Consider the following 22058-nt stretch of genomic DNA (forward strand, 5'->3'; position numbering starts at 1 on the left):
GTAACGCCTAATCTCTCTGCCACATCGGCGATCTGGTGACCACGTTCTGTAACTTGTTTAACGGCTTCGATTTTAAATTCGTCGGGATATCGTTTTCCGCGCATGTAACACCTCATATTTTTGGTTCATTATAACTCTATGAAGTGTCTACTGTTCTAGGGGCTTACCAACGTCAAGCTTTTTCTGGCTTTCTTCAGACTGAAGTAGTTCAACGCAACATTTTTCATTATCTACATCAAAGACTATGACTGGCTCGATACAACTAACATAGTAATGCATAAAAAGCAGGGACTTAAGCTTTTGTTTGTTCTCATCTTCAAAGTACTTACCTAGTGTCTCTATAGACTCACCATCCATCCTGGTCTCTAGTGTTGGGAACAAACCATATGATGCACCTGAACCAATCAATAAATTGACGTTATTTTGCCAGATATCATTAATGTTTATTTCTTCTATAGATTCCATGCTCTTTATCTTCAATGACTTATGATTCAGCCATAGTAACGTTTGGATGATAAGCTGTCAGTAATTGAAGCTAACATTGTCATATAATTCCTAGCATCTCTTGATCACTCACAGCAGCCCCCAAAAAAAAGCAAATAAAAAAGCCCCATCCAATTAAGGACAGGGCTTTCATATGATGGTACCGGTGGGCGGACTCGAACCGCCACGCATTGCTGCAACGGATTTTGAATCCGTCGTGTATACCAATTTCACCACACCGGCAAAGGCTTGTAGCTAACCTTTCAGTTTGCAAAGAAATCAACTTTCATGTCTAAAAACCGAACTCTTTATAAACTAGCCAACCATCAATTCAGGTTAACATTTTTCAAAACTTAAATTTTTCTTTGCAAATCTTTGCATGAGCCTTTAACTTTAAATTCAGACACTTAAGCTATTCACGCTAAATTTTGAATCCGTCGTGTCTACCAATTCCACCACACCGGCATTAATCAAATAGACCTTAAATCACAGGCTCTGCGAAGTAAGTGAACGGAATTATACCTTTGGATTTGGATATCGCAAGCCTTTTACTTAACCTTTAGTATCAAACGAGCATTTTTCCAGCGAAGGCGCCCTTGTTGGCCCCTTTGACAATCGAAACTATGCTGCCTGCCAGTCAATTGCCAGCTTCACAACACAAAATAGATAAAATTTTCCATTTGCATAGCAATCCTTGATCAAGATCAGCAAAAGTTGGTAACAATCGCGGTAATTTAGGGATATCAAATTTTGATACATCTGCGAAAGAGGATTTCACTATGGCATTTTGGTTAGATTTAATGTTTGGTAACGCCATTGGTTTACTGTCGATGATTGTGATATTCGCCACAATAGGGATTATGTCGTACATCATGTGGATGTTCGTTAGCAAATCCAAACCACAATAAGCCGCAGCAGTAGCTAAGCGCGCATCAAAAAATAACAAAATTTCTAATGCAGGGGGCCCATTGAGCCCCCATTTTTTTGTCTACATAATATGGATATTAGTAGTGTCAGCCAGCGCCTTAAGCGGCATGCTTGCGCTGCGGCACAATGCTATTGGCAAAAGTTGGGCGTGCTTTTATCAATAGCTGCATCTCTTCCTGGCTAGGCTCACCCATTGGCAAACGTAACACCTGACGGTTAAGGTAACTGCGCGCCTGCATTGATATTTTAAAGTCGGCCGTCGACCCCTGAATCGCGTAATGCCTTTGGTTACCCATCGGCTGCAAAATATTGGTTTCAACTAAACTCATTACCGCGGGTTCAGCTTCAGGTAGAGTTAAAATAGTTTCGCCTTGTAAAAAGAACTCGCGCAATAACGCTCGCTCAGTTGGGTCAAGTAAGCGGACTTTTTTCTCAATCACTTCAACATTGCGCTTGCTCTTGAGGTAGGTAATTGCTTCATCTAAAAAGTAACTTGCCACCTGAGTCAGCAAGTACGCACTACCGATTATCAATCCTAACCCTAAGTAGTGAGCATATTGTTGGACAAACACATCCAATCGCAAGGTTTCCATCACAGCACTTGGGGCAAACAGCAATGTTGCGCTGACCAATGCAAGCCAAAGCATAGTATTAAACACCACTTGTTTTGGGGTGATCTGTTTCATTATTTTGACGTCCACTTTTTCCATCTTCATATACCCAGTGTCAAAGATCTGTACTGGATCTACCAAATGCAAAATAAATGCCAAAATTTTTTTGACGCCTTATATCTATAGATGTGTCGAAATAGCCAGAAAATCCCCATAAATCAGTAAGCAGAAAACTGTAGGCCGTCTATGCTTAACACTATATGGATCTGAGACCTAGCGATGATCAGGTAGATTTCATTTAAGGAAAAGGCGCCCCCCTGAATACACCATGCAAATATTGACTAGCCAATTGCTCAAGAGCCCAATCGGTAGAAAGCTAACGCTATCTATTATTTTGTTTAGCTCATTGATCACTATACTCACAACGGGTTTTCAACTTTTTAAGGACTACAACAGTGATGTCAGTCGCATCAGTGAGCAGTTTGACAGCATTGAAAAAGTTAACCTAGAGGTGCTAGCAGCAAGCATTTGGGTCATTGACGAGCGCCTAATCAATACGCAGATCGACGGTTTGATCCAGCTGCCAGATATCACCTTTATCGCCATCAACGATGACAGTGGCCAAGAGTGGGAAGCGGGGATACCCAAACCAGAAAATACCATAGAGAAATCCTTTCCACTGACCTATAACTCAGGCAATGATGTTATTCCTGTTGGCAGTTTATTGGTGCAAGCCGATCTGCGGGCGGTGTATGACAAACTACTCGATCGCGCCATCGTCATCTTAATATCTAATGCGATAAAAACCTTCATTGTGGCCGGCTTTATCTTGTTTTTAGTCTGGTTTCAGATCACTCGGCATCTGCTTAAGTTGAGTTTATATAGCCAAAATATCCGTATTGATACCGATTTCGAACCACTTATTTTTACTGATAAACAACATCGCCAAGATGAGTTTACTCAAGTCGCTCATGCTATCAATACTATGCAACAGCAGCTGCGAGTCTCCTTTGACGATATCAAGAAATCTAAACAGGAATTGCAAGACGCACTGGCCGATCGAGAGCGTTTGCTCGATTTAGAACGCAGTTACAAGGAGGAGCTTGCTAGACAAGTCAAAGAGCGTACGCAAGAACTAGAACAATCATTGCTGGTATTGAAAAAAGCACAAGAAGTGCTTGTAGAACAAGAGAAAATGGCAGCCTTGGGCGGGCTCGTCTCTGGGGTTGCCCATGAGATCAACACCCCAATCGGTATCTGCTTAACAGCAGCCAGTACCCAACTGGTGCACATTAAAGAATTGATCGAATTGATCCACAGTGAAAATGCCACCCTTGAAGAGATTAATTCAATCTTAGAAGAGTACCAACAAAGCTGCGAACTCATTATCAGTAATATTACCCGAGCAAGCAGTTTGATTCAGAAGTTCAAAACAGTCGCTGCCGAGCAGAGTTTAGAAGAAAAGTGCAGTTTAAATCTGCGGGAAACATTGCAAGACCACTGTGACTCTATGAAGCTCATCTACCCTAATCAACAAGTTGAAATAGATATTAATGTTGATCCCGAATTGGTGATCACTACCAATCAAAAGCTGCTCAAGCAGATCGTCACCAACATCTTATCTAATGCTTATGCCCATGCTTTTACTGATCTACAACAAGGGCGCATTTACATAGAAAGTGAATTTGATGGTGAGCACATTAATATCGCCATTCAAGACAATGGCTGTGGCATTAGCGCTGAGGCTGCCACCCATATTTTTGAGCCTTTTTATACCACTACACGTAATAAAGGCGGCACTGGCTTAGGGCTATCTGCCGCTTTTAATGCCGCAACCTTACTCAAAGGCAGCATCAAACTTGATACTGCGCCAATTTTGGGCGGCGCCTGTTTTGTTATTAGCTTTCCCACCAGCAGTGACCCCATTGAAATGCCGGTGATTCCATTACCTTAAACCCCCAATCAAGCTTAAGATACATAGCGTTATGTGTAACTTAAGCCTTATTGGTGCTTGAGTAGCGCTCCGCAGTAAGACAACTAATAGCAATGATCACTTCGACCGCTTTTTGCATCGACTCTAAGCAGATGTATTCATGCTTACCATGAAAATTATGCCCGCCGGTAAAAATATTCGGACAAGGTAATCCCATAAACGATAAGCGACTGCCATCGGTACCGCCGCGAATCGGCTTAATAATGGGTTCGACATTGCAGGCCAGCATTGCCGATTTAGCAATATCGATAATGTGAGGATGGCCTTCGACCTGCTCGCGCATATTGTAATAGCTATCGGTAATGTCTATGGTCAGTTTGCCAACGGTGAGCTCAGCATCGTACTTAGCAACACGAGATGCTAACCACTGCTTACGCTGCTCAAACTGGTCACGATCAAAGTCACGAATTAAGTACGTTAGCTGCGCAGATTCGGTGACCCCTTGCATGTCCATTAGATGGAAAAAGCCATCGTAATCTTGACTGTTTTCAGGGGTGTCAGCCAACGGCATAGTGGCATGAAAACGTGCAGCCATAGTTTGGGCATTAATCATCACCCCAAATGCACTGCCAGGATGGCAATTGTTTCCGGTTGCAGTAACTACTGCGGTGGCAGCATTGAAGTTTTCAAACTCCAGTTCCCCCAGCTCACCACCATCAACCGTATAAGCCCATTGGGCGCCAAAACCTGCTACATCGAACAGGTCTGCACCGCGGCCAATCTCTTCATCGGGGGTAAAACACAGCAGAATATCGCCATGGGATAGTTGTGGATTATCGATAAGATGCTTTAACGCAGTAATGATCTCGGCTATACCGGCTTTGTCGTCACCGCCAAGCAAAGTGTCGCCATTGGTGGTGATCAGGGTTTGTCCACGATATTGGTTAAGGCTGGGATACTGCTGGGCTGATAAGCTTACCGTTGACGACAGCATGATATCGCCACCTGGGTAATTTTCTATGATTTGCGGTTTAACATCGGCACCGCTGAAGTCCGGCGCAGTATCAAGATGGGCAATAAAGCCAATGGCTGGCACACCTTGAACCGTTGCGGGCACTTTAGCCCTGAGATAAGCCTTATCGTTTAGATGTACATCGCTAAAGCCAAGTTGCTGTAACTCTTGTGCCAGTACTTTAGCAAACGCCAACTGGCCTGCTGTACTTGGGCAAGCGCTAACTTGACCATCTGACTGGGTATTAAAAGTGACATAGCGTAAAAATCGATCTAAAAGTGGTTTGCTCATAACTGAGTACCGATAACTAAAAGTGGCCTGAGTCTATCAAGACCATTGAGTACAAAACTTAGATATCGATCAATTTTGCTGCGATTGGTTAACCTACTGCTAACGACATTGCCGTTATCACAACACTAGCTTTTAGCTGCTTTTGCTCGCTGGGCCAGTTTAATCAGTACTCGGCTTACAGCTACAAAGCCGAATGTGCCAGTCACCACAGTCACCGCGCCAAAACCAGAGGCACAGTCCATACGCATACTGCCATCGGCACTGGCTTTTGCATAACAAACACTGCCATCAGCCTGCGGGTAGACCAATTGCTCAGTAGAATAAACCGCTTCAATGCTGAAGCGTCTAGCGAGATTTTTGGAAAAGTTATATTCACGGCGTAGTAAGTTACGAACTTTCGCCAATAAAGGATCTTGATGAGTCTTAGCTAAATCGGCCACTTGCACTTGAGTCGGATCAACTTGTCCCCCCGCCCCACCAACTGTGACGATGGGCAGTTTTTGTCTTTTACACCAAGCAATCAATGCGGCTTTGGGTTTGACCGCATCAATACAGTCGATGACGTAATCAAGGCAGCCTTGCTGCTTACGGCCAATAAAATATTCATTTAAATTGGTGGTGGTAATAAAGTCTTCCACTTCATGTACCACACATTCTGGATTGATAGTTTTAATACGCTTAGCCATCACCTCCACTTTAGACTCGCCGATGGTGTCACGTAGTGCATGGATCTGACGATTGGTATTAGTCACACAAATGTCATCTAAATCGATTAGCGTTATCTCAGCGATACCACTTCTTGCAAGTGCTTCGGCCACCCAAGTGCCCACTCCGCCGATACCAACAACGGCTACGTGAGACTTTGAGAATTGCTGTAGCGCATCTTGGCCATATAAACGGCCAATGCCAGCAAAACGATTTAAATAAGCTTCAGTAAGTGCACTCAACAATCACGCTCCAACAAAATAAACACTGCGGCGCTGATTTTATCTCAATCTGCCAGCAAACCCCACAGCAATTATTCAAATCAACAATTGTTAATTTTACTCACCAAAAGTAGTCAACTTAAGTCGCATCAGAAAAGCATGTTACCAATACTCACAACTAATTGAATAACAATGTAAAAAAACATGAAAACCATCACGTATTTAGTGATTTTTTTGAACTTCATCACAAAATATTCAGGCAGATTTATGCAGACTGCCCAGCGACAAACACAGGCTCTCACATTAGCCGACAGTGGATGTTTCCGCTGTCATTAATACCAACAGATTCTAAATAGCCCAGCTTAGTGATGTCACTGCATACCGCAGTTGTACATCCTTATCGCTACAGGAAGATGACAATGAAAAAAACTGTTCTGTCCGCAACAATTATCTCAGCATTAGCAGCGACTTCTTTTACTGCCCTAGCTGATGGTCCAAACTTCTATGGCCGTGCCGATCTTGCATTCACCAACTCAGATCTTGGCGCTGCCACACAAAACAAGAAAGATGGCACTATCATTGAGAACAACTTCTCATGGTTAGGTGTTAAAGGCACTGAGAAGATCAACGAAGATCTTGAAGTGATCTACCAAATGGAGTTCGGTGTTAGCAATTTCGACAACTCTGGCAACACGTTCTCAGCACGTAACACTTACCTAGGTTTAAAAACCGTAGCGGGTACTGCACTTGTTGGCCGTAATGACACTGTGTTCAAAGCCTCAGAAGGCGGAGTTGACCTATTTGGTAACACCAACTCAGATATCGATCGCTTAGCTGCAGGACAATCTCGTACTGCTGATGGCATCACTTATTACTCACCAAAAATTGCTGATCTAGTTACCCTAAACGCCACTTACCTAATTGAAGACAACTACGTTGATTTTGACGGTGACGAGCGTGTTGACGCTGGCAACATGTATGCCCTAAGCGCGACATTAGGTGACAAAGCGCTTAAAGCACAAAACTACTACGTGGCTGCTGCTTACAACGACGGCATTGACGATGTCAAAGCATACCGCGGTGTTGCTCAAGTTAAACTGGGTAACGTCATTCTTGGTGGTTTCTACCAGAATACTGAACACAAAGATGAACAGTATTCAAACCTTGAAGGTGACACATACTTTGTTAACGCGGCCTACGTAATGGGCAATGTTAAGTTAAAAGCAATGTACGGTAGCGATGACTCAGGCCTAGGTAACTACGTTAAAAACTACGTTGGTAACGCTGACGGTGCAGGTATGGAAACCGTAACTGACGTTGATATCCAACAGTTCAGCATCGGTGCAGACTACCGTGTTAGCAAAAACACCCTATTTTATGGTCACTACACCAAATACGACGGTGACATGAAGCTAGCGGGTGTTACCGCCGATTTAAGTGATGATATCTTCACTTTAGGTATGCGTTTCGACTTCTAATCGCTGTTGCGAATCAAGTCGTCGTACCCACGAATACTTGAACGCTATTTTATATAGCCATTAAGTGTTAGTTAAAAAGCACCCTCAGGGGTGCTTTTTAATGGCTATTGCCGGCCATCTAACTGCAAACAAGAGCACAACCGCTTAAGATCCCCCACCTAAAAATACCACTTAAAAGTGCACTTATAGCTGCCGTAACTGCCCCTTGGCGGAGCCTGCCGTTTAACTATTTTCAACATTGGTAAGCATTTTTTAGCATTTCGACTACAATTTTAGCAAACCCTTATAAAGGCGAGGTTAATGTTATAAAAAATGCAGTCATATACCCCTTTTTAAATAGAAAAAAGCTAGATTTTTACACAACTTGAGCAATTAACGCCCAATAAGGACAAACTTGTCACAAAAACGAACCAAATCTGTGATGGGAAAGCAGAACTTTGATCTAGCCCACACTCTTTAACACACAAAACTGTAAAATTCGGCCCTATGTTTGTTACAAGAATGGACGCTTGCAACAAAGAATGGAAACTATCTAAATAACCATTAAAAAAATGGAGAAGAACCTCGGTTCTTGGGAGCACACACATGAAAAAGACACTAATCTCTGCATCAGTTGCATCTGTAATTGCTATGACTTCTTTCAGCGCGCTAGCTGAAGGTCCAAGCTTCTACGGCCGCCTAGACCTATCAGTCACTAACTCTGACAATGGTGCAACCACTCAAAACGGTAAAGACGGTACTGTTTTTGAAAACAACTTCTCTCACCTAGGTGTTAAAGGCAGCGAAAGCCTGTCTAAAAATATCGATGTGATCTACCAAATGGAGTTCCAAGTTGAAAACACAACTAACTCTGGTGACACATTTAAAGCACGTAACACTTACCTAGGTCTTAAAACTAACGCTGGTACTGTGTTAGTGGGTCGTAACGACACCGTATTTAAGCAATCTGAAGGTGGTATCGATCTATTCGGCAACACTAACGCTGATATCGACCGTTTAGTCGGTGGTCAAACACGTTCTGGTGACGGTATCTGGTACTACTCACCAAAAATTGCTGACCTAGTGACGTTAAATGCCACTTACCTAATGGAAGACAACTACACTAACGATGCAAACGAAACTTCTTATGAAGATCAATACGCACTAAGTGCAACCATTGGTGACAAGAAGTTCAAGTCTCACAACTTCTACGTTGCAGCGGCTTACAACACTATCGGCGGCATCGATGCATACCGTGGTGTAGCACAAGTTAAGCTAGGTAACTTCAAGCTAGGTGGTCTATACCAAAATACTGAAAGCCAAACTTCAGATCAGAAAGGCGACTCTTACTTCGTCAACATCGCTTATAACCTAAACGGCGTTAACCTAAAAGCTGAATACGGTAAAGATGAAGCTGGTTTCGGTAAGTACTACAGCAACATCACCGATGTTGATGGTACAGATGTAGACGTACAAGTTATCACTGTTGGTGCTGACTACAAAGTGGCTAAATCAACTATGATTTACGGTCACTATGCCATGTACGAAGGCAGCCACAAAATACTTGGCAACAAAGTTGACCTAGAAGACGACAACGTATTCACCGTAGGTGTACGTTACAACTTCTAATCTGTCGCCGCTAAGCCAGCAACAGTAAAAAAGCGACTCATTGAGTCGCTTTTTTAATATGTGAACTTAGCTTGTTGAAGCTTATACCAATCAGTATAAGAATTTGATCTACTCAGCGCGCTTTGGGCAAACTAATTCAAGGCGAATGATTGAAACAATGGTTGTTCCCTTGTGAAATTATTCAACGCAGAAGTAGGCAGCCTAAAACGCGCCACAATGGCGAGTCATAGAGATTCTGAAGCTGTGTTAACGAGCTTAACCGTAGAATAACTATGCTCTTCACTCGTTGCCTTACCTCAGAACCGCTAAACTCTCGCTGAGTGACTAAATGTTTATACTGATTGGTATTAGCCTTTCCTCACTAACCGATACACTGACTCGGTCAGCCAAGGCACGCCTTTACTGACAAACCTTTGGTTGTCATCTAGTACATCTTCACTATGTAATAACTCAATAGAAAAATCGGCCGATAAATGGCGGTTAACCCAATCATCAGACACAGCAAATGGCGGACCTTTTAATGCCTCTTGCGGATAATCAAGGGTAACGAGTAAGCCAATACTTTTTGGCGCAATTAACTCAGCAATGCGTTTAGCATAATCACTGCGCATTGACTCCGGCCAGGCGATTAACGCCGCTCTGTCATAAAAACCCACCGCTTGCTGGGTTACTTCGGCAGGCAAGGTAAAAATATCCCCCTGATATAGGGCTATTTGCTCAGTGGTAAAGCACTGATGAGCACCGCTTATTGTTTGATTAACCGCTAGATTATTGTCGGTAAAAAACTGCTGCACGGCCTGTTCGCTAAGCTCGCAGCCAATCACCTCATGCCCTTGCTCTGCTAAAAAGCACATATCTAAGGTCTTACCGCATAACGGCACAAAAACTTGGCTTTGTTGGGCTAGGCCTAAGCTAGGCCAATATTTGATTAACAGCGGATTGACAGCATCAAGATGAAAACCGATCTGTGCGGCGGCCCATTTCTCATGCCAAAAATTGGGTTGCATGGTGCGACTCCTAACATTGATCCAACCTAGATACGGCTGATGTTATAAAGTTGCCCACTTTAATCGCTCACACCTTCAGATGCAAAGGCGCAAGCTTATTGACAGTATCGCAATGCGTAAGGTCAACTTAACGCAATTTAGAATTGCCACCGGCAATCACAGTCGCAACCTACTGGATATCAAGCACCTTCTGTACACGACGTAACCAAACACAATTTTCGCACTCGCAATTCCGACGCGATAGATGATGCGGCGTTAAACTAGAATCGATAAAATCGACCGCAATCAACAGCTGCTGCTTTAGCTCTTGTACCGATTTTTTCTCTACGGCGACGAGCTCATCATTGTGGTTCATCCAGATACATTCCATTCCCTGATGACAGTTCAAGCACTGCTCATCGCTGGTATTAAAAAAACCTGCATGGGGACAGAATTTTAGCTCCATTGACTGCACAATTCGTTTTCTTGGATATGCTAATAGTTCAATTAATTGGGCTTTATCTAGCTCTGTCATATGCCCTCCAACCTTGTTTAAAGTCCATTATCAAATACTGATTAACTCAGTATCAGACTACCCGCATGTGTCTGTAACAGATTTGATATAGGTCAACATCTCATCCGAAATTATTCGCTAGGGATCACAGATGTGAACTGTCAAAGCAGCGTAGGGAATCGCTATTGAGTCACAACAAATCTACTTGCTCAACAACGGGCTTTAGGGTAGAAATTAACTAACGTACTTCGGTTAAGGTCAGCATGACAACCGCCGCAATCAATACCCCACAATTACAGCACTTCTATATATCTGAAGAGCAATCGATTTACTTACTTAAGGCTGATGATGCGCGGAAACACAAAGCGTGGATGCGCTTATGTAAACAGCAACTGGCTAAGTTGGGCTACCAACAAATAGAACTCATTGGTAAAGGGGCCTACGGCTTTGTGTTTGCTGGAATAGACAAACATCAACAGTCCCATGTATTTAAGTTCTCACGCATGACCTTACCGCAACATGCACAAGATAGGCTCGAAGAAGAAGCCTTTATGTTATCTCAGGTCAAACATCCCAACGTGCCACCAGTGATTAAATTTGAGCATGTAGGTAAACAAGGCATACTGGTGATGGCCAGAGCCCCAGGGGAAGATCTTGAGCAGCTTTGCCTGCGTAAAGGCGCCTTACCAGTGTCAACGGTAATGAGTATTGCGCGCCAACTGGCCAATATTCTGCAATATCTACATCACGGACGCCCGTTAGTGCACGGCGATATCAAACCTTCCAATTTAGTTTATGACACCCAAACTGGCCACCTATCGTTAATCGATTGGGGCTCAGCTGTTTTTGCCCAACGTGATGCCCATGGTAATCCCGTTAATGGCAACGTGATGGATGTGATGTCCAATGATCAACAGCATACTAATGCGCGCATGGGGGATGTGTACTTCATCGGCGAAGAGCAACTCAATGGTGCACTTTCAAGCCCTCGGTTTGATGAGCAAGGCGTGGCTGCCACCCTTTATGCGTTGGCCTCTGGGCAAGCTAGCCGTTTTGGAAGTAAAGTGATTCCGGCCACCAGCATCGGCCTACCCATCGAGTTAGCCCGTACATTAGATGCCATGTTGAGCGACGATCCTGCCACCCGTAACCGCGCCGGAGATTATTTTCTCAAAAGTATGCTGCACGCCCATCGCATGCACCTCCCCGAATTACCCACTCCTGCGATGCAAGCCGAAATCCCGGTATGGGAACTGGGTGAAAAAAATGAGGTAGAAACGGTAACCTACAGCTCACGAAAGTCATTCCTGCGCGAACACAACCCAGATGATCCCATCGCCAAAATGGATGATCTGCAGTTAGAAAAGTATTACCGCAACTTTATGGCAGGTATGGGCGATACTGAAAAAGGCTTTATTGCCGCTGTTAGTCGCTTAGCCCAATATGCCATTGTCGGTGGCTTAGCCATCCACTGGCGGGAATCAGGCGTATTTATCGACTCCAACCTAGCCCTGTACAACCGCGAACAAAAATCGGCGTTGATATTAGCCGTCAATAACATGGTCACCCTCGCCCGCGGCATCCGCAGGATCGGGGTATTTAAGGCGTGCTTTTTTAACGCACGAGACACTCTGCATTTAGAGCGAGATAATACCGAACAGCCATTTGAGATCGCACCGGATCAACAATTGCCTTTTGAAGTGGGCGATGTACCGTCACTTGAGGATAAGTCACGACTACACAGCTACTTTGAGGATGGTCGAGATCCTGATGAGAACTTAGAGCTGCCGGAAGCGATTATGACGGAACTGGCGTGGATCAACCAGATCCATCATACCGGTTGTATTATTTTTGAAGTCTTGCCACAACACATGAAAATCCATAGCTACTTGCGACTACTCAATCCCCGAAAACAAGCAGCGTTTCGTGGCAGTCTCGACCGCATTCTAAGTCATGTTGGTAAAATTCAGGGGAAAGGTGTCGCTGGCTTTATGAAGCTGCCTTATAAAAATACCCGCAAATTTTCTGTGATCGAAAAACAAGCCGACCGCTTTTATCCTAGAAACCCAAAAACCCTCAATGACTGATAAGCGCGCCATAAAAAGCTACTTGGGCACAGGTTCAATGGTCAATCTCAGTCTCAGTGCTCAGTGCTCAGTCAATTAAGCTTTAGGGTCTTGTTTGTCGTCCAGTTGATGCGACTCGGGACGTTTATCACTGGGGTCGGCTTTATGTTCATAGTCACCGTCAAAGGTATTACCTTGGTCTTGACCGAAAGGCGAACGCGGATCTTGGCCGAAGGGTGAGCGCGGGTCTTGACCAAAAGGACCTTGGCCAAAGCCAGCTTGAAAATGATTTTGATTAGCCACTTTAATTTGCATACGTTTATACAGCACTTTAGCGATAGGCTTACGGGTAAATGGAGTCAGTAGCAATAATCCAATAAAGTCGGTCACAAAGCCGGGGATTAACAATAACAAACCTGCCATCGCTAACATCATGCCCTCAACAATCTCTTGTCCAGGTGCTTGGCCTTCTGCGAGCTTTTTTTGCACTTGCATCAAAGTACTAATACCTTGACTGCGCACCAGTGATACCCCAACCACTGCGGTAAAAATCACTAAACCTACCGTATTCCAACTGCCAAGCGATTCACCGACGCGGATCAGTACATTGAGCTCCAAAACTGGAACCAAAACAAAAATTATCAACAAGATAAAAAACACACTGACCTCACAATATCAATTTTTTCACTGGCGTTATGAAACATAAATGGGGATTGCAGGGTCTATTTTCAAGTCGATACGCTAACAACAAAAGCGACAGAAATATCGACTGTCTCACTATTTTAGTGAACCCTTAATGCAAGGATAGCGTAAAACACGTAAAGTAGAGCCCACTAAACCATTTATTGACTTTAGTAAGGCTAGCATAAGCCTATTGGCTTAACTCAGTTTTAATGACTGTGAGAAGTAGCATATCACCATGAAGCAAACATGCTTAATTGTCTGTAGCAGCTGTCCCGATTTGGCTACCGCTGAATCCATAGCAACCGCTTTAGTGCAAGCTAAGCTTGGCGCTTGCGTCCACATTAACGGTCCGATTAGCTCGGTGTATATGTGGCAAGGTGAGATGTGTAAAGATCAGGAGTATCAACTGCAGATCAAATGTTTACAGCAGAATTTTTTGCAGATTGAAGCCTTGGTGACTCAGCTACATCCCTATGATGTACCTGAACTCATCGCCACCCCTATCACTCACGGTTCTGCCGCCTATTTAGAATGGATAAAAGAAACGACACTCTCATGAAAAAAATCCTGTTTGTTTTTCTCTCCGCCCTATTACTTCTGGCGCCGACGGCCAATGCCGATGGTATTTTCAGTAGTAGTAAATTCAGCTTCCTCAAAGATGAGCCCAAGCTCATGCCCGTTGACGAAGCCTTTGTATTTGATTTCGAACAACAAGGTAATCAAGTTAAAGTCAGTTGGGTGATTGCTGACGGCTACTACATGTACCGTGACAAACTTGAATTTGAAGCTGATGGCGCCAAAATTGGCGACATAAAGCTGCCCAGAGGTAAAGCGCATACCGATGAATACTTCGGTGAGCAAGAGGTGTATTACACCTATGTCGATATTCCTATCGGTATCAAAGAAGCCAGTAGTGAAGCGACCCTTAATGTCACTTTTATGGGATGTGCTGAAGGTAAATTATGCTTCCCGCCAACCAAACGCAGTGCGGTTTTGGACGCCGTTGAACCCAATGACGGTAAGTTAGCAGGCGCCAACGCCGATGCCCCTGCAGCACCATCGGCAACGAGCGCCCCTATTACCCAGCAAGACAGTCTCAGTGCCATGCTATCGGGTGACAACCTGCTGTGGACTTTAGTGATCTTCTTTGGCTTAGGCATCGGCTTGGCATTAACGCCTTGCGTGTTCCCTATGTACCCGATTCTATCCGGTATCATTGTTGGTCAAGGTGAAAAGCTCTCTACTGCTAAAGCCTTCAGCCTATCAATGGTCTACGTACAGGGTATGGCCATTACCTATTCACTGTTGGGGCTCATTGTTGCCTCTGCCGGCATGAAGTACCAAGCGGCACTGCAGCACCCGGCGGTACTGATTTTCTTGGCGGTATTATTCCTGCTGCTCAGCTTATCCATGTTCGGCTTATACGAGCTGAAACTGCCTGCTCGCTGGCAAGAAAAGCTCAACAGTTTCTCCAACAATCAAAAAGGTGGCAATGTCGCGGGGGTTTTCCTCATGGGCGTTATCTCTGGATTGGTTGCTTCCCCTTGCACCACAGCGCCATTATCGGGTGCCTTGGTTTACGTGGCACAAACTGGTGACTTGATGCAAGGCTTCTTAGCCCTATACGTATTAAGTATGGGTATGGGTTTGCCGCTGCTCATCATCGGCTCATCAGGTGGTAAGTTGCTGCCTCGCGCCGGAGCCTGGATGGATGTCATTAAGACTGTCTTTGGCTTCTTACTGATTGCCGTTTCGGTTGTCATGATTGGCCGCATCTGGCCCGATACCGTCTCAGATGTACTTTGGTCACTGTGGGGCGTGAGTTTAGCGGGTTACTTAATGCACCAGAACAAGCTCACCGAGTTTAACTGGAAACAGACCGTACGCTCAGTCAGCTTATTGCTACTGCTACTTGCTAGCTTCTCCTACGGTTTTCAAGCGGTAATGGCGGCATTAGGCTACGAGACACCAGTTGCGCAGCAAAGCCAAACCAGTGAGCATATCACCCACAAAAAGATTAAGTCATTGGCTGATCTTGAACGTGAGGTTGCCGCCGCAAGTGCTGCAGGTAAACCGGTTATGCTTGACCTGTATGCTGACTGGTGTGTCGCCTGTAAAGAGTTTGAGAACATCACTTTTAAGGCACCAGAAGTTCAGCAGCGTTTAGCTAACTCGGTATTCCTGCAAGCCGACGTGACGCGTAATGATGATATCGATATTGAGTTACTAGAGCATTACGATGTGCTGGGCTTGCCCACTCTGTTGATGTTTGACGCCCAAGGTGAAGTGCGTGATGAACTGCGGGTAACCGGGTTTATGCGTCCGCAAGCCTTTGCAGATCATCTCGACTTATTGCTAAAGCCTTAACTGGCAATGCCCAAAAATAATGACTAAATTTAAAGCCTCCACGATTGGAGGCTTTTTTATTGCCACTTTTGCGCCTATCTCGCAACTAAGCCTGTTCCCTAGCGCAAAAACAACCGATTTGATACAAGTTTCTTGATTAAATTTCATTTAAAGTTAACAGAAATCTTATACAATAATAGGTATTTACCCCTAACCTAAAATCAGGAGCGACATGGAACCCGCAATTCTTCTTATAACCTTAGCCTGCGGTATGTTGGTGAGCAGAGTTGGACTGCCGCCATTAATTGGCTATTTAGTTGCGGGCTTTGCGCTATTTCTATTTGGCATTGATGAATCCAGCTTGCCATTGCTGGAACAGTTAGCCGAGCTTGGGGTGACACTGCTGCTGTTTGCCATCGGTCTAAAACTCGATCTTAAAAGCCTGTTTAAAGCTGAAGTACTGGCGGGATCCAGTCTGCACTTGATGGGCTCCATGCTATTTTTTATCCCGTTGCTCAAGCTGCTGGGATTGATTGGCCTTGAACAATTAAGCGGCATGGATATCAACCAGCTGGCACTGCTAGCCTTTGCCTTGAGTTTTTCGAGTACCATTTTTGCAGTAAAAATTCTCGAAGATAAAGGTGATATTCAGTCCCTCTATGGCCGAGTCGCCATTGGTATCTTGATTATGCAAGATATCTTTGCGGTCGCATTTTTAACCATCTCAAAAGGCGATTTCCCGTCAATATGGGCATTAGGTTTGCTGCTGTTACCGCTGGCAAAACCGATTATTTATAGAGCTTTTGATAAAGTTGGCCATGGTGAGCTATTAGTCTTATTTGGCTTAGTGATGGCTCTGGTGATGGGCGCATGGTTATTTGAACTCGTTGGCTTAAAACCAGACCTTGGTGCACTGGTCATCGGTATTTTACTCGCGGGGCACCCTAAATCTTCTGAACTTGCTAAGTCGCTGTTTTATTTTAAAGAGCTATTCTTAGTTGCCTTCTTCCTTACCGTCGGGCTTAACGGGTTACCGAGTTTCTCAGATATCGGCCTCGCCACCTTGTTAGTGTTTGCTGTGCCTATCAAAGTACTGCTGTTCTTGTACTTGCTAACCTATTTCCGCCTACGTTCTCGTACCGCCTTAATGAGCTCGTTCTCATTAGGTAATTACAGTGAGTTTGGTTTGATTGTGGCCGCCGTTGCCACCAGCAAAGGTTGGCTACCGCCGCAATGGATGGTGATACTTGCAGTCGCATTAAGTATCAGCTTCCTGTTTGCCGCGCCGCTCAATAACATTGCTAATAAGCTGTATCAGCGTCAACAAGGCAGACTGCAAAAGCTTGAGCGCCACCCACTGCATATGGAAGACAGACCGATACGAGTAGGTAACCCACGGTTCTTAATCTTAGGTATGGGGCGTATTGGTAGTGGAGCTTATGACGAACTCGCCACCCAATTTGACGGTGAAATTCTTGGTGTAGAACACAAACAAGAGTTGGTCGATTTCCATAAAGAACATGGCCGCCATGTGGTTCAAGGCGATGCTTCTGATACCGATTTTTGGGAAAAGCTAGAACATGCCCCTAACCTAGAGTTAGTGCTGTTGGCTATGCCACATCACATCGGAAATCAATTTGCCGTTGAGCAGCTACAGCGCCTCAATTATCAAGGTAAAATCAGCGCGATTGTTCAATACAGCGAAGATGCCAGCTCGTTAAAAGCTGCCGGAGTAGACAGTGTATTCAACCTGTACGAAGCCGCCGGTGCCGGTTTTGTCGACCATGTCATTCAAGAACTTAAAACCGGTGAACAACATGAAGCTGACATCAGCCCACCATTAGCTGAAGAACACGCCAGCAAATAACTCCCCGAGCCCAGCAATCATTGCTGGGCTTTTTATTGCGCTCACACTTTGTATACATTATTCAAACAGTGTTGTAACCTAACGCCATCCTACAACTAAGATAGGCGGCTTTAGATGCGATTATTGGCACTATTTGCACAAAAACTCACATTAGCGACACCAAAGCATGCGGGTAACTTTTTCAGAACACTCGCGATTCTTATCTGGCTCACTCCCACTGCTTGGGCTAATGGCTATGATATCTATCTCTATGAGCTAAGCATGCCTTCTGCCTCGCAAACCACCTGGCATATTGGCCCGCCGCGGGTGGTCGCCGCGCGCGAAGGTTATGATAATCAAGCCAGCTTTAACCCTGAAAGTAGCGCAGTTGTGTTTGCTTCCAATCGCGATAACCCCAAGGGTTTTAACGATATCTATCAGTTCGATATCACCACCGGCGAGGTAGTCAACCTTACCGATACCCCCAATCTCAGTGAATTTTCGCCACTATGGCACGCAGATGAATTGGTTTATGTCATTGAACAAGGGGTTCCACACCAAAGTGTTTGGCTGCAACGCGATGGCCAACAAGCTCAGCGCGCAATTAACTCTCTTATTCCCACGGGTTACTATGCTAAGCATCCACAGCTAGGCACTTTGCTATGGGCGCGATACGCCTATAGTTTGTATTTTGAACCCCAAGGCCAGCAGGCTGATGAACGTCACTTTGTGGTCAATAATGCCGGGCGCAGTATTCATGTAATTCCTAACACTACGCAGTTCAGTTACCTACATAAACAACTCGATGGTGACTGGGTTATCAAAGCGTACGACCCCATCAAGCAAGCCCAGCAAAACATCATCGCGCTAACCGGCGGCAGCGAAGATTATGCTTGGACCCATAACCACTGGATATTGAATATGCAGGGCAACACCTTAAGAGGGGCTCACTTTCAAGGCGAGCCGTTAACGAATTGGCAAACCCTGAGTCTGCTTACCCCGCCCACCGCTACGCATCACAGCCCTTCACGTCTCAGTGTTTCGCCAGACAATCGTTACTTGACGGTGGTTTGGCAGCGACAAACAAACCAATAATAATTAATCTCGACGATGAGTTTATTCATGATAACTTTTACTGCCGCCAAGATGCGCCATACCCTACTCGCCCTATTACTTGGCACTTTAACTCTCGCCTGCTCAGCCATGGCCAAAGATCGTTGGCAAGACCATCAGATATTTGAGATCAACAAATTACCACCAAGAGCGAGTTTTTTTGCCCATAGTAGTGTGCCTGCAACCATGCTCAATCAACCACACAGTAGCGATCGCTACCTTAATCTAAACGGCATTTGGCAATTTCATTTCGCCCGCAATCCGCAGCAAGCCCCAAAGCACTATAACGCGTTAACCTTGCCCGCAACCAACACACCAAACACTGCTTGGCAGTCGATAAAAGTGCCCGGTAATTGGGAGACTCAAGGCTTTGGTCAGGCAATTTATCTCGACGAGCGCTATCCGTTTACTACACAGTGGCCTAAGGCCCCCACAGACTACAATCCTACCGGCAGCTACCGAAAACACTTTAGCTTGCCAGAGCATTGGCATGGTCAGCAGGTCATATTGCACGTGGGTGCAGCACGATCGGCCTTAACTGTTTCCCTTAATGGCCAGGAAGTGGGTTATAGTCAGGGCGCGAAAACGCCTGCGGAATTCGACTTAACCCCGTACCTAAAAAGCGGGGATAACCTGCTAGCAATGCAAATCATTCGCTGGAGTGATGCGAGCTATTTAGAAAGCCAAGACATGCTGCGAGTCAGTGGTATTGAGCGCGACGTTTACCTGTATGCCCGCCCTATGACCCACATCGCCGATATCGACGCAAACTATCAGTTAAACAGTAACTTTAACCGCGTTGATTTTGACTTCAAGGTGGCACTAGCAAGTCCATCAAAGCACGCCATTAAATTGAACTATCAACTGCTTGACCCCTATGGCAAACAGGTCAAACATGGCAGCCAAGCAGTGGCGCTTGATAGTAAAGCGCAAGTGCAATTTCAAGATAACTTAACTGAGCCACGGCTTTGGTCTGCTGAAACCCCTGAACTCTATACGCTATTAGTCAGTTTACACGATGCTAATGACACCCTTTTGCAAGCAAGCAGCATAGATATAGGCTTTCGCGATGTGCGTATTGCCAACGGACAACTGTTGGTCAATGGCAAAGCCATTACCATACGCGGCGTTGACCGCCATGAAACCGATCCCGAAACCGGTCATGTGGTCAGTCGAGCCAGCATGCGTAAAGATATTCAATTGATGAAACAAAGTAATATCAATGCAGTGCGCTCTAGTCATTACCCCAATGACCCCTACTGGCTTAGCTTGACGGACCGTTATGGCCTGTATGTGATTGATGAGGCAAATATCGAATCCCACCCACTGGCCGTCAATGAACAGACCCAAATAGGCAATGAGATGAGTTGGTATCCAGCCCACCTTAGCCGAGTCCAACGCATGATGGAGCGGGATAAAAACCACCCCTCTATCATCATTTGGTCAATGGGAAATGAAGCGGGTCACGGTCAGTTATTTAGCCAGCTTTATCAGTGGATGAAGCAGCGCGATCCTAGCCGCCCAGTACAATATGAACCCGCAGGTAACGCAGAATATACCGACATTGTCGCCCCAATGTACCCATCAATCGATAAACTGAAAGCTTACGCCAGTGAGCCGCAGCAGCGACCCTTAATTATGATTGAGTACGCCCATGCCATGGGGAACTCAGTCGGGAACCTGCAAGATTACTGGGATGTGATTAATGCCCACAAACAGCTACAAGGTGGGTTTATTTGGGATTGGGTCGATCAATCTTTGGCATTTACCAATGTCCGCGGTCAGCGCTATTGGGCCTATGGCAAGGACTATCATCCCGATATGCCCACAGACGGTAACTTCCTTAACAATGGCCTAGTCAACCCTGACAGAGAGCCACACCCACACCTTGCCGAGGTCAAAAAGGTGTATCAGCCCATCGGCATAGATGATGCTAAGTTAGTGAACAATCAACATAGTACTGCTCGCCAAGTTCAGCTCAGGCTCAGCAATCGTTATGACTTCATCGACACCCGCGGGCTGCAACTGCAATGGCATGTGCAACAAGATGGACAAACCGTTGCCAGCCACAGCCAACCTATGCCCACTATCGCAGCTGGCGCTGCATTGGACTATACCCTTGCGCTGCCTGCCCAAGTTTGGGAACAGCACTACGACTACCACTTGCTGGTTGAAGTGACGCAGGCTAGCCAAGTGCCACTCATTGCAGTCGGCCACCGCATTGCTTTTGAACAATTTGAGCTGCAAACCGCCAAAGTAGATCCGCAGCAACTCGTCACCGCTGCCCTCAAAGGGGATGCAACCGCGCCCAATAGTAGCTTGAACCTAGAAAGTGGCCAGACTCAATATCAATTCTCCACTAAAAATGGTTGGCTCACCCAGATCCTATCGCAGGGCAAGCCGCTGTTAAAAACACCGTTAATCAATCAATTCTGGCGCGCCCCCACAGATAACGATCTGGGCAATGATATGCCCCAATGGGCAGGTGTGTGGCAAGACGCAGCCAAGCAACTTGAGTTGCAACAGATCACTGCCACTGATGGCGTGATCAGTACCCGCCATTATCATCCGCAGCTGCAATTTAGTATCAGCAACCGCTATCAACTTACCCAAGCTGGCGCGCTACAAATAAGCAGCCACTTCCAACCGGGGCAGCAGGCATTGCCCGACCTGCCCAAGTTTGGCTTCAGCACGCAACTGCCGTTCTCACAACGTTTTGTCAGCTACTTTGGCCGCGGCCCCGATGAAAGCTACGCCGACCGAGCCTCTGGCAGCCCCCTGGGCTACTACCACTACCCAGTTGAATCAGGTTTTCATCGCTATGCGCGGCCACAAGAAACCGGCCAACGTACTGCAGTGCGTTATGTGGCTGTGCGCGACATTCACCAGCAGGGCTTATTGGCTGTAGCTGAGCAGCAATTGCAAACCAGTGTTTGGCCCTTTGCGCTCAGCGACATCGATTTTCGCCCCAATGATGCACAAGCTTCTGCTTCGGGCTTAGTGCCCGTGACCACCAATCACGGCAATGAAATCCCTTTTCGTGAATTTGTCACTTGGAACATTGACGCCAAACAGATGGGGGTGGGCGGTGATACATCTTGGGGACGTCCTGTACATGAGCAATACCGTATCAAACCTCAAGCCATGGACTTTAGCTTTACGCTGATGCCCATAGATGCAAGCCACGACATTCGTCAACAAGCCAGACAATCGGCCAACAAGGAACACTAATCG

General features: G+C 45.6%; 18 protein-coding genes and 1 tRNA gene. 10 read left to right on the forward strand and 9 right to left on the reverse strand.

Annotation, left to right across the window (positions count from 1 at the left end):
* The 3 genes from L865_RS23740 to L865_RS0113160 form a co-directional block, all read right to left on the reverse strand.
* Positions 1-104, reverse strand: a 104-nt coding sequence (locus tag L865_RS23740; RefSeq protein WP_037471138.1) for a transposase, incomplete at its 3' end; no start/stop codon positions are given.
* 43 nt (positions 105-147) lie between these two features.
* A complete protein-coding gene (locus L865_RS0113155) occupies positions 148-465 on the reverse strand; it encodes a hypothetical protein (RefSeq protein ID WP_028773673.1) in 318 nt (105 codons plus the stop codon).
* A gap of 176 nt (positions 466-641) precedes the next feature.
* Positions 642-726: transfer RNA gene (locus tag L865_RS0113160), tRNA-Leu, on the reverse strand.
* 536 nt (positions 727-1262) lie between these two features.
* Between L865_RS0113160 and L865_RS25120 the strand changes: the two genes are divergently transcribed.
* The gene (locus tag L865_RS25120) at positions 1263-1391 is read left to right on the forward strand and encodes a DUF3149 domain-containing protein (RefSeq protein ID WP_084632536.1); all 129 of its coding nucleotides are present in this window, start codon (positions 1263-1265) and stop codon (positions 1389-1391) included.
* Between the two features lie 117 nt (positions 1392-1508).
* On the opposite strand, the gene L865_RS0113170 is transcribed toward L865_RS25120, so the two are convergent.
* Positions 1509-2120 (reverse strand): superinfection exclusion B family protein, encoded by a 612-nt coding sequence (locus L865_RS0113170; RefSeq protein ID WP_028773675.1) that lies wholly within the window; start codon positions 2118-2120, stop codon positions 1509-1511.
* Between the two features lie 229 nt (positions 2121-2349).
* On the opposite strand from L865_RS0113170, the gene L865_RS0113175 reads away from it, so the two are divergent.
* Complete coding sequence (locus L865_RS0113175) at positions 2350-3975, forward strand: sensor histidine kinase (protein ID WP_028773676.1); 1626 nt, start codon at positions 2350-2352, stop codon at positions 3973-3975.
* Positions 3976-4015: 40 nt separating this feature from the next.
* On the opposite strand, the gene pepT is transcribed toward L865_RS0113175, so the two are convergent.
* Both pepT and tcdA read right to left on the reverse strand, forming a co-directional pair.
* Positions 4016-5257, reverse strand: a complete 1242-nt coding sequence (pepT, locus tag L865_RS0113180; RefSeq protein WP_028773677.1) for a peptidase T — start codon at positions 5255-5257, stop codon at positions 4016-4018.
* Positions 5258-5382: 125 nt separating this feature from the next.
* A complete protein-coding gene (gene tcdA, locus L865_RS0113185) occupies positions 5383-6204 on the reverse strand; it encodes a tRNA cyclic N6-threonylcarbamoyladenosine(37) synthase TcdA (protein WP_028773678.1) in 822 nt (273 codons plus the stop codon).
* Positions 6205-6602: 398 nt separating this feature from the next.
* Between tcdA and L865_RS0113190 the strand changes: the two genes are divergently transcribed.
* Together L865_RS0113190 and L865_RS0113195 are read left to right on the forward strand one after the other, a co-directional pair.
* A complete protein-coding gene (locus L865_RS0113190) occupies positions 6603-7661 on the forward strand; it encodes a porin (protein ID WP_028773679.1) in 1059 nt (352 codons plus the stop codon).
* 585 nt (positions 7662-8246) lie between these two features.
* Positions 8247-9269 carry a porin gene (locus L865_RS0113195; RefSeq protein WP_028773680.1) on the forward strand — a complete coding sequence of 341 codons (1023 nt, stop codon included), beginning with the start codon at positions 8247-8249 and terminating at the stop codon, positions 9267-9269.
* 347 nt (positions 9270-9616) lie between these two features.
* Here L865_RS0113195 and L865_RS0113200 read toward each other — a convergent pair whose 3' ends face one another.
* A complete protein-coding gene (locus L865_RS0113200) occupies positions 9617-10276 on the reverse strand; it encodes a thiopurine S-methyltransferase (protein WP_028773681.1) in 660 nt (219 codons plus the stop codon).
* A gap of 169 nt (positions 10277-10445) precedes the next feature.
* A complete protein-coding gene (locus L865_RS0113205) occupies positions 10446-10790 on the reverse strand; it encodes a hypothetical protein (protein WP_028773682.1) in 345 nt (114 codons plus the stop codon).
* A 257-nt stretch (positions 10791-11047) separates the two neighbouring features.
* Between L865_RS0113205 and L865_RS0113210 the strand changes: the two genes are divergently transcribed.
* Complete coding sequence (locus tag L865_RS0113210; protein WP_028773683.1) at positions 11048-12856, forward strand: serine/threonine protein kinase; 1809 nt, start codon at positions 11048-11050, stop codon at positions 12854-12856.
* Between the two features lie 75 nt (positions 12857-12931).
* Here L865_RS0113210 and L865_RS0113215 read toward each other — a convergent pair whose 3' ends face one another.
* Positions 12932-13495: an FxsA family protein gene (locus L865_RS0113215; protein WP_028773684.1), complete on the reverse strand. Its 564-nt coding sequence runs from the start codon at positions 13493-13495 to the stop codon at positions 12932-12934.
* Between the two features lie 259 nt (positions 13496-13754).
* On the opposite strand from L865_RS0113215, the gene cutA reads away from it, so the two are divergent.
* From cutA to L865_RS0113240, 5 genes are all read left to right on the forward strand, one after another.
* A complete protein-coding gene (gene cutA / locus L865_RS0113220) occupies positions 13755-14078 on the forward strand; it encodes a divalent-cation tolerance protein CutA (RefSeq protein ID WP_028773685.1) in 324 nt (107 codons plus the stop codon).
* Positions 14075-15886, forward strand: coding sequence for a protein-disulfide reductase DsbD (locus tag L865_RS0113225; RefSeq protein ID WP_028773686.1), 1812 nt, complete (start codon positions 14075-14077; stop codon positions 15884-15886). The genes cutA and L865_RS0113225 overlap by 4 nt, the downstream gene beginning before the upstream one ends.
* Positions 15887-16097: 211 nt before the next feature.
* Entirely contained in the window at positions 16098-17732 is a 1635-nt protein-coding gene (locus L865_RS0113230) for a cation:proton antiporter family protein (protein WP_028773687.1), read from the forward strand.
* 114 nt (positions 17733-17846) lie between these two features.
* On the forward strand, positions 17847-18806 hold the full coding sequence (locus L865_RS23745) for a TolB family protein (protein ID WP_051484598.1): 960 nt from the start codon (positions 17847-17849) through the stop codon (positions 18804-18806).
* A gap of 27 nt (positions 18807-18833) precedes the next feature.
* Positions 18834-22055 (forward strand): glycoside hydrolase family 2 TIM barrel-domain containing protein, encoded by a 3222-nt coding sequence (locus L865_RS0113240; RefSeq protein WP_084632537.1) that lies wholly within the window; start codon positions 18834-18836, stop codon positions 22053-22055.
* The last annotated feature ends 3 nt before the right edge of the window (positions 22056-22058 follow it).

Source organism: Shewanella waksmanii ATCC BAA-643, assembly GCF_000518805.1.
Lineage (GTDB): Bacteria > Pseudomonadota > Gammaproteobacteria > Enterobacterales > Shewanellaceae > Shewanella > Shewanella waksmanii.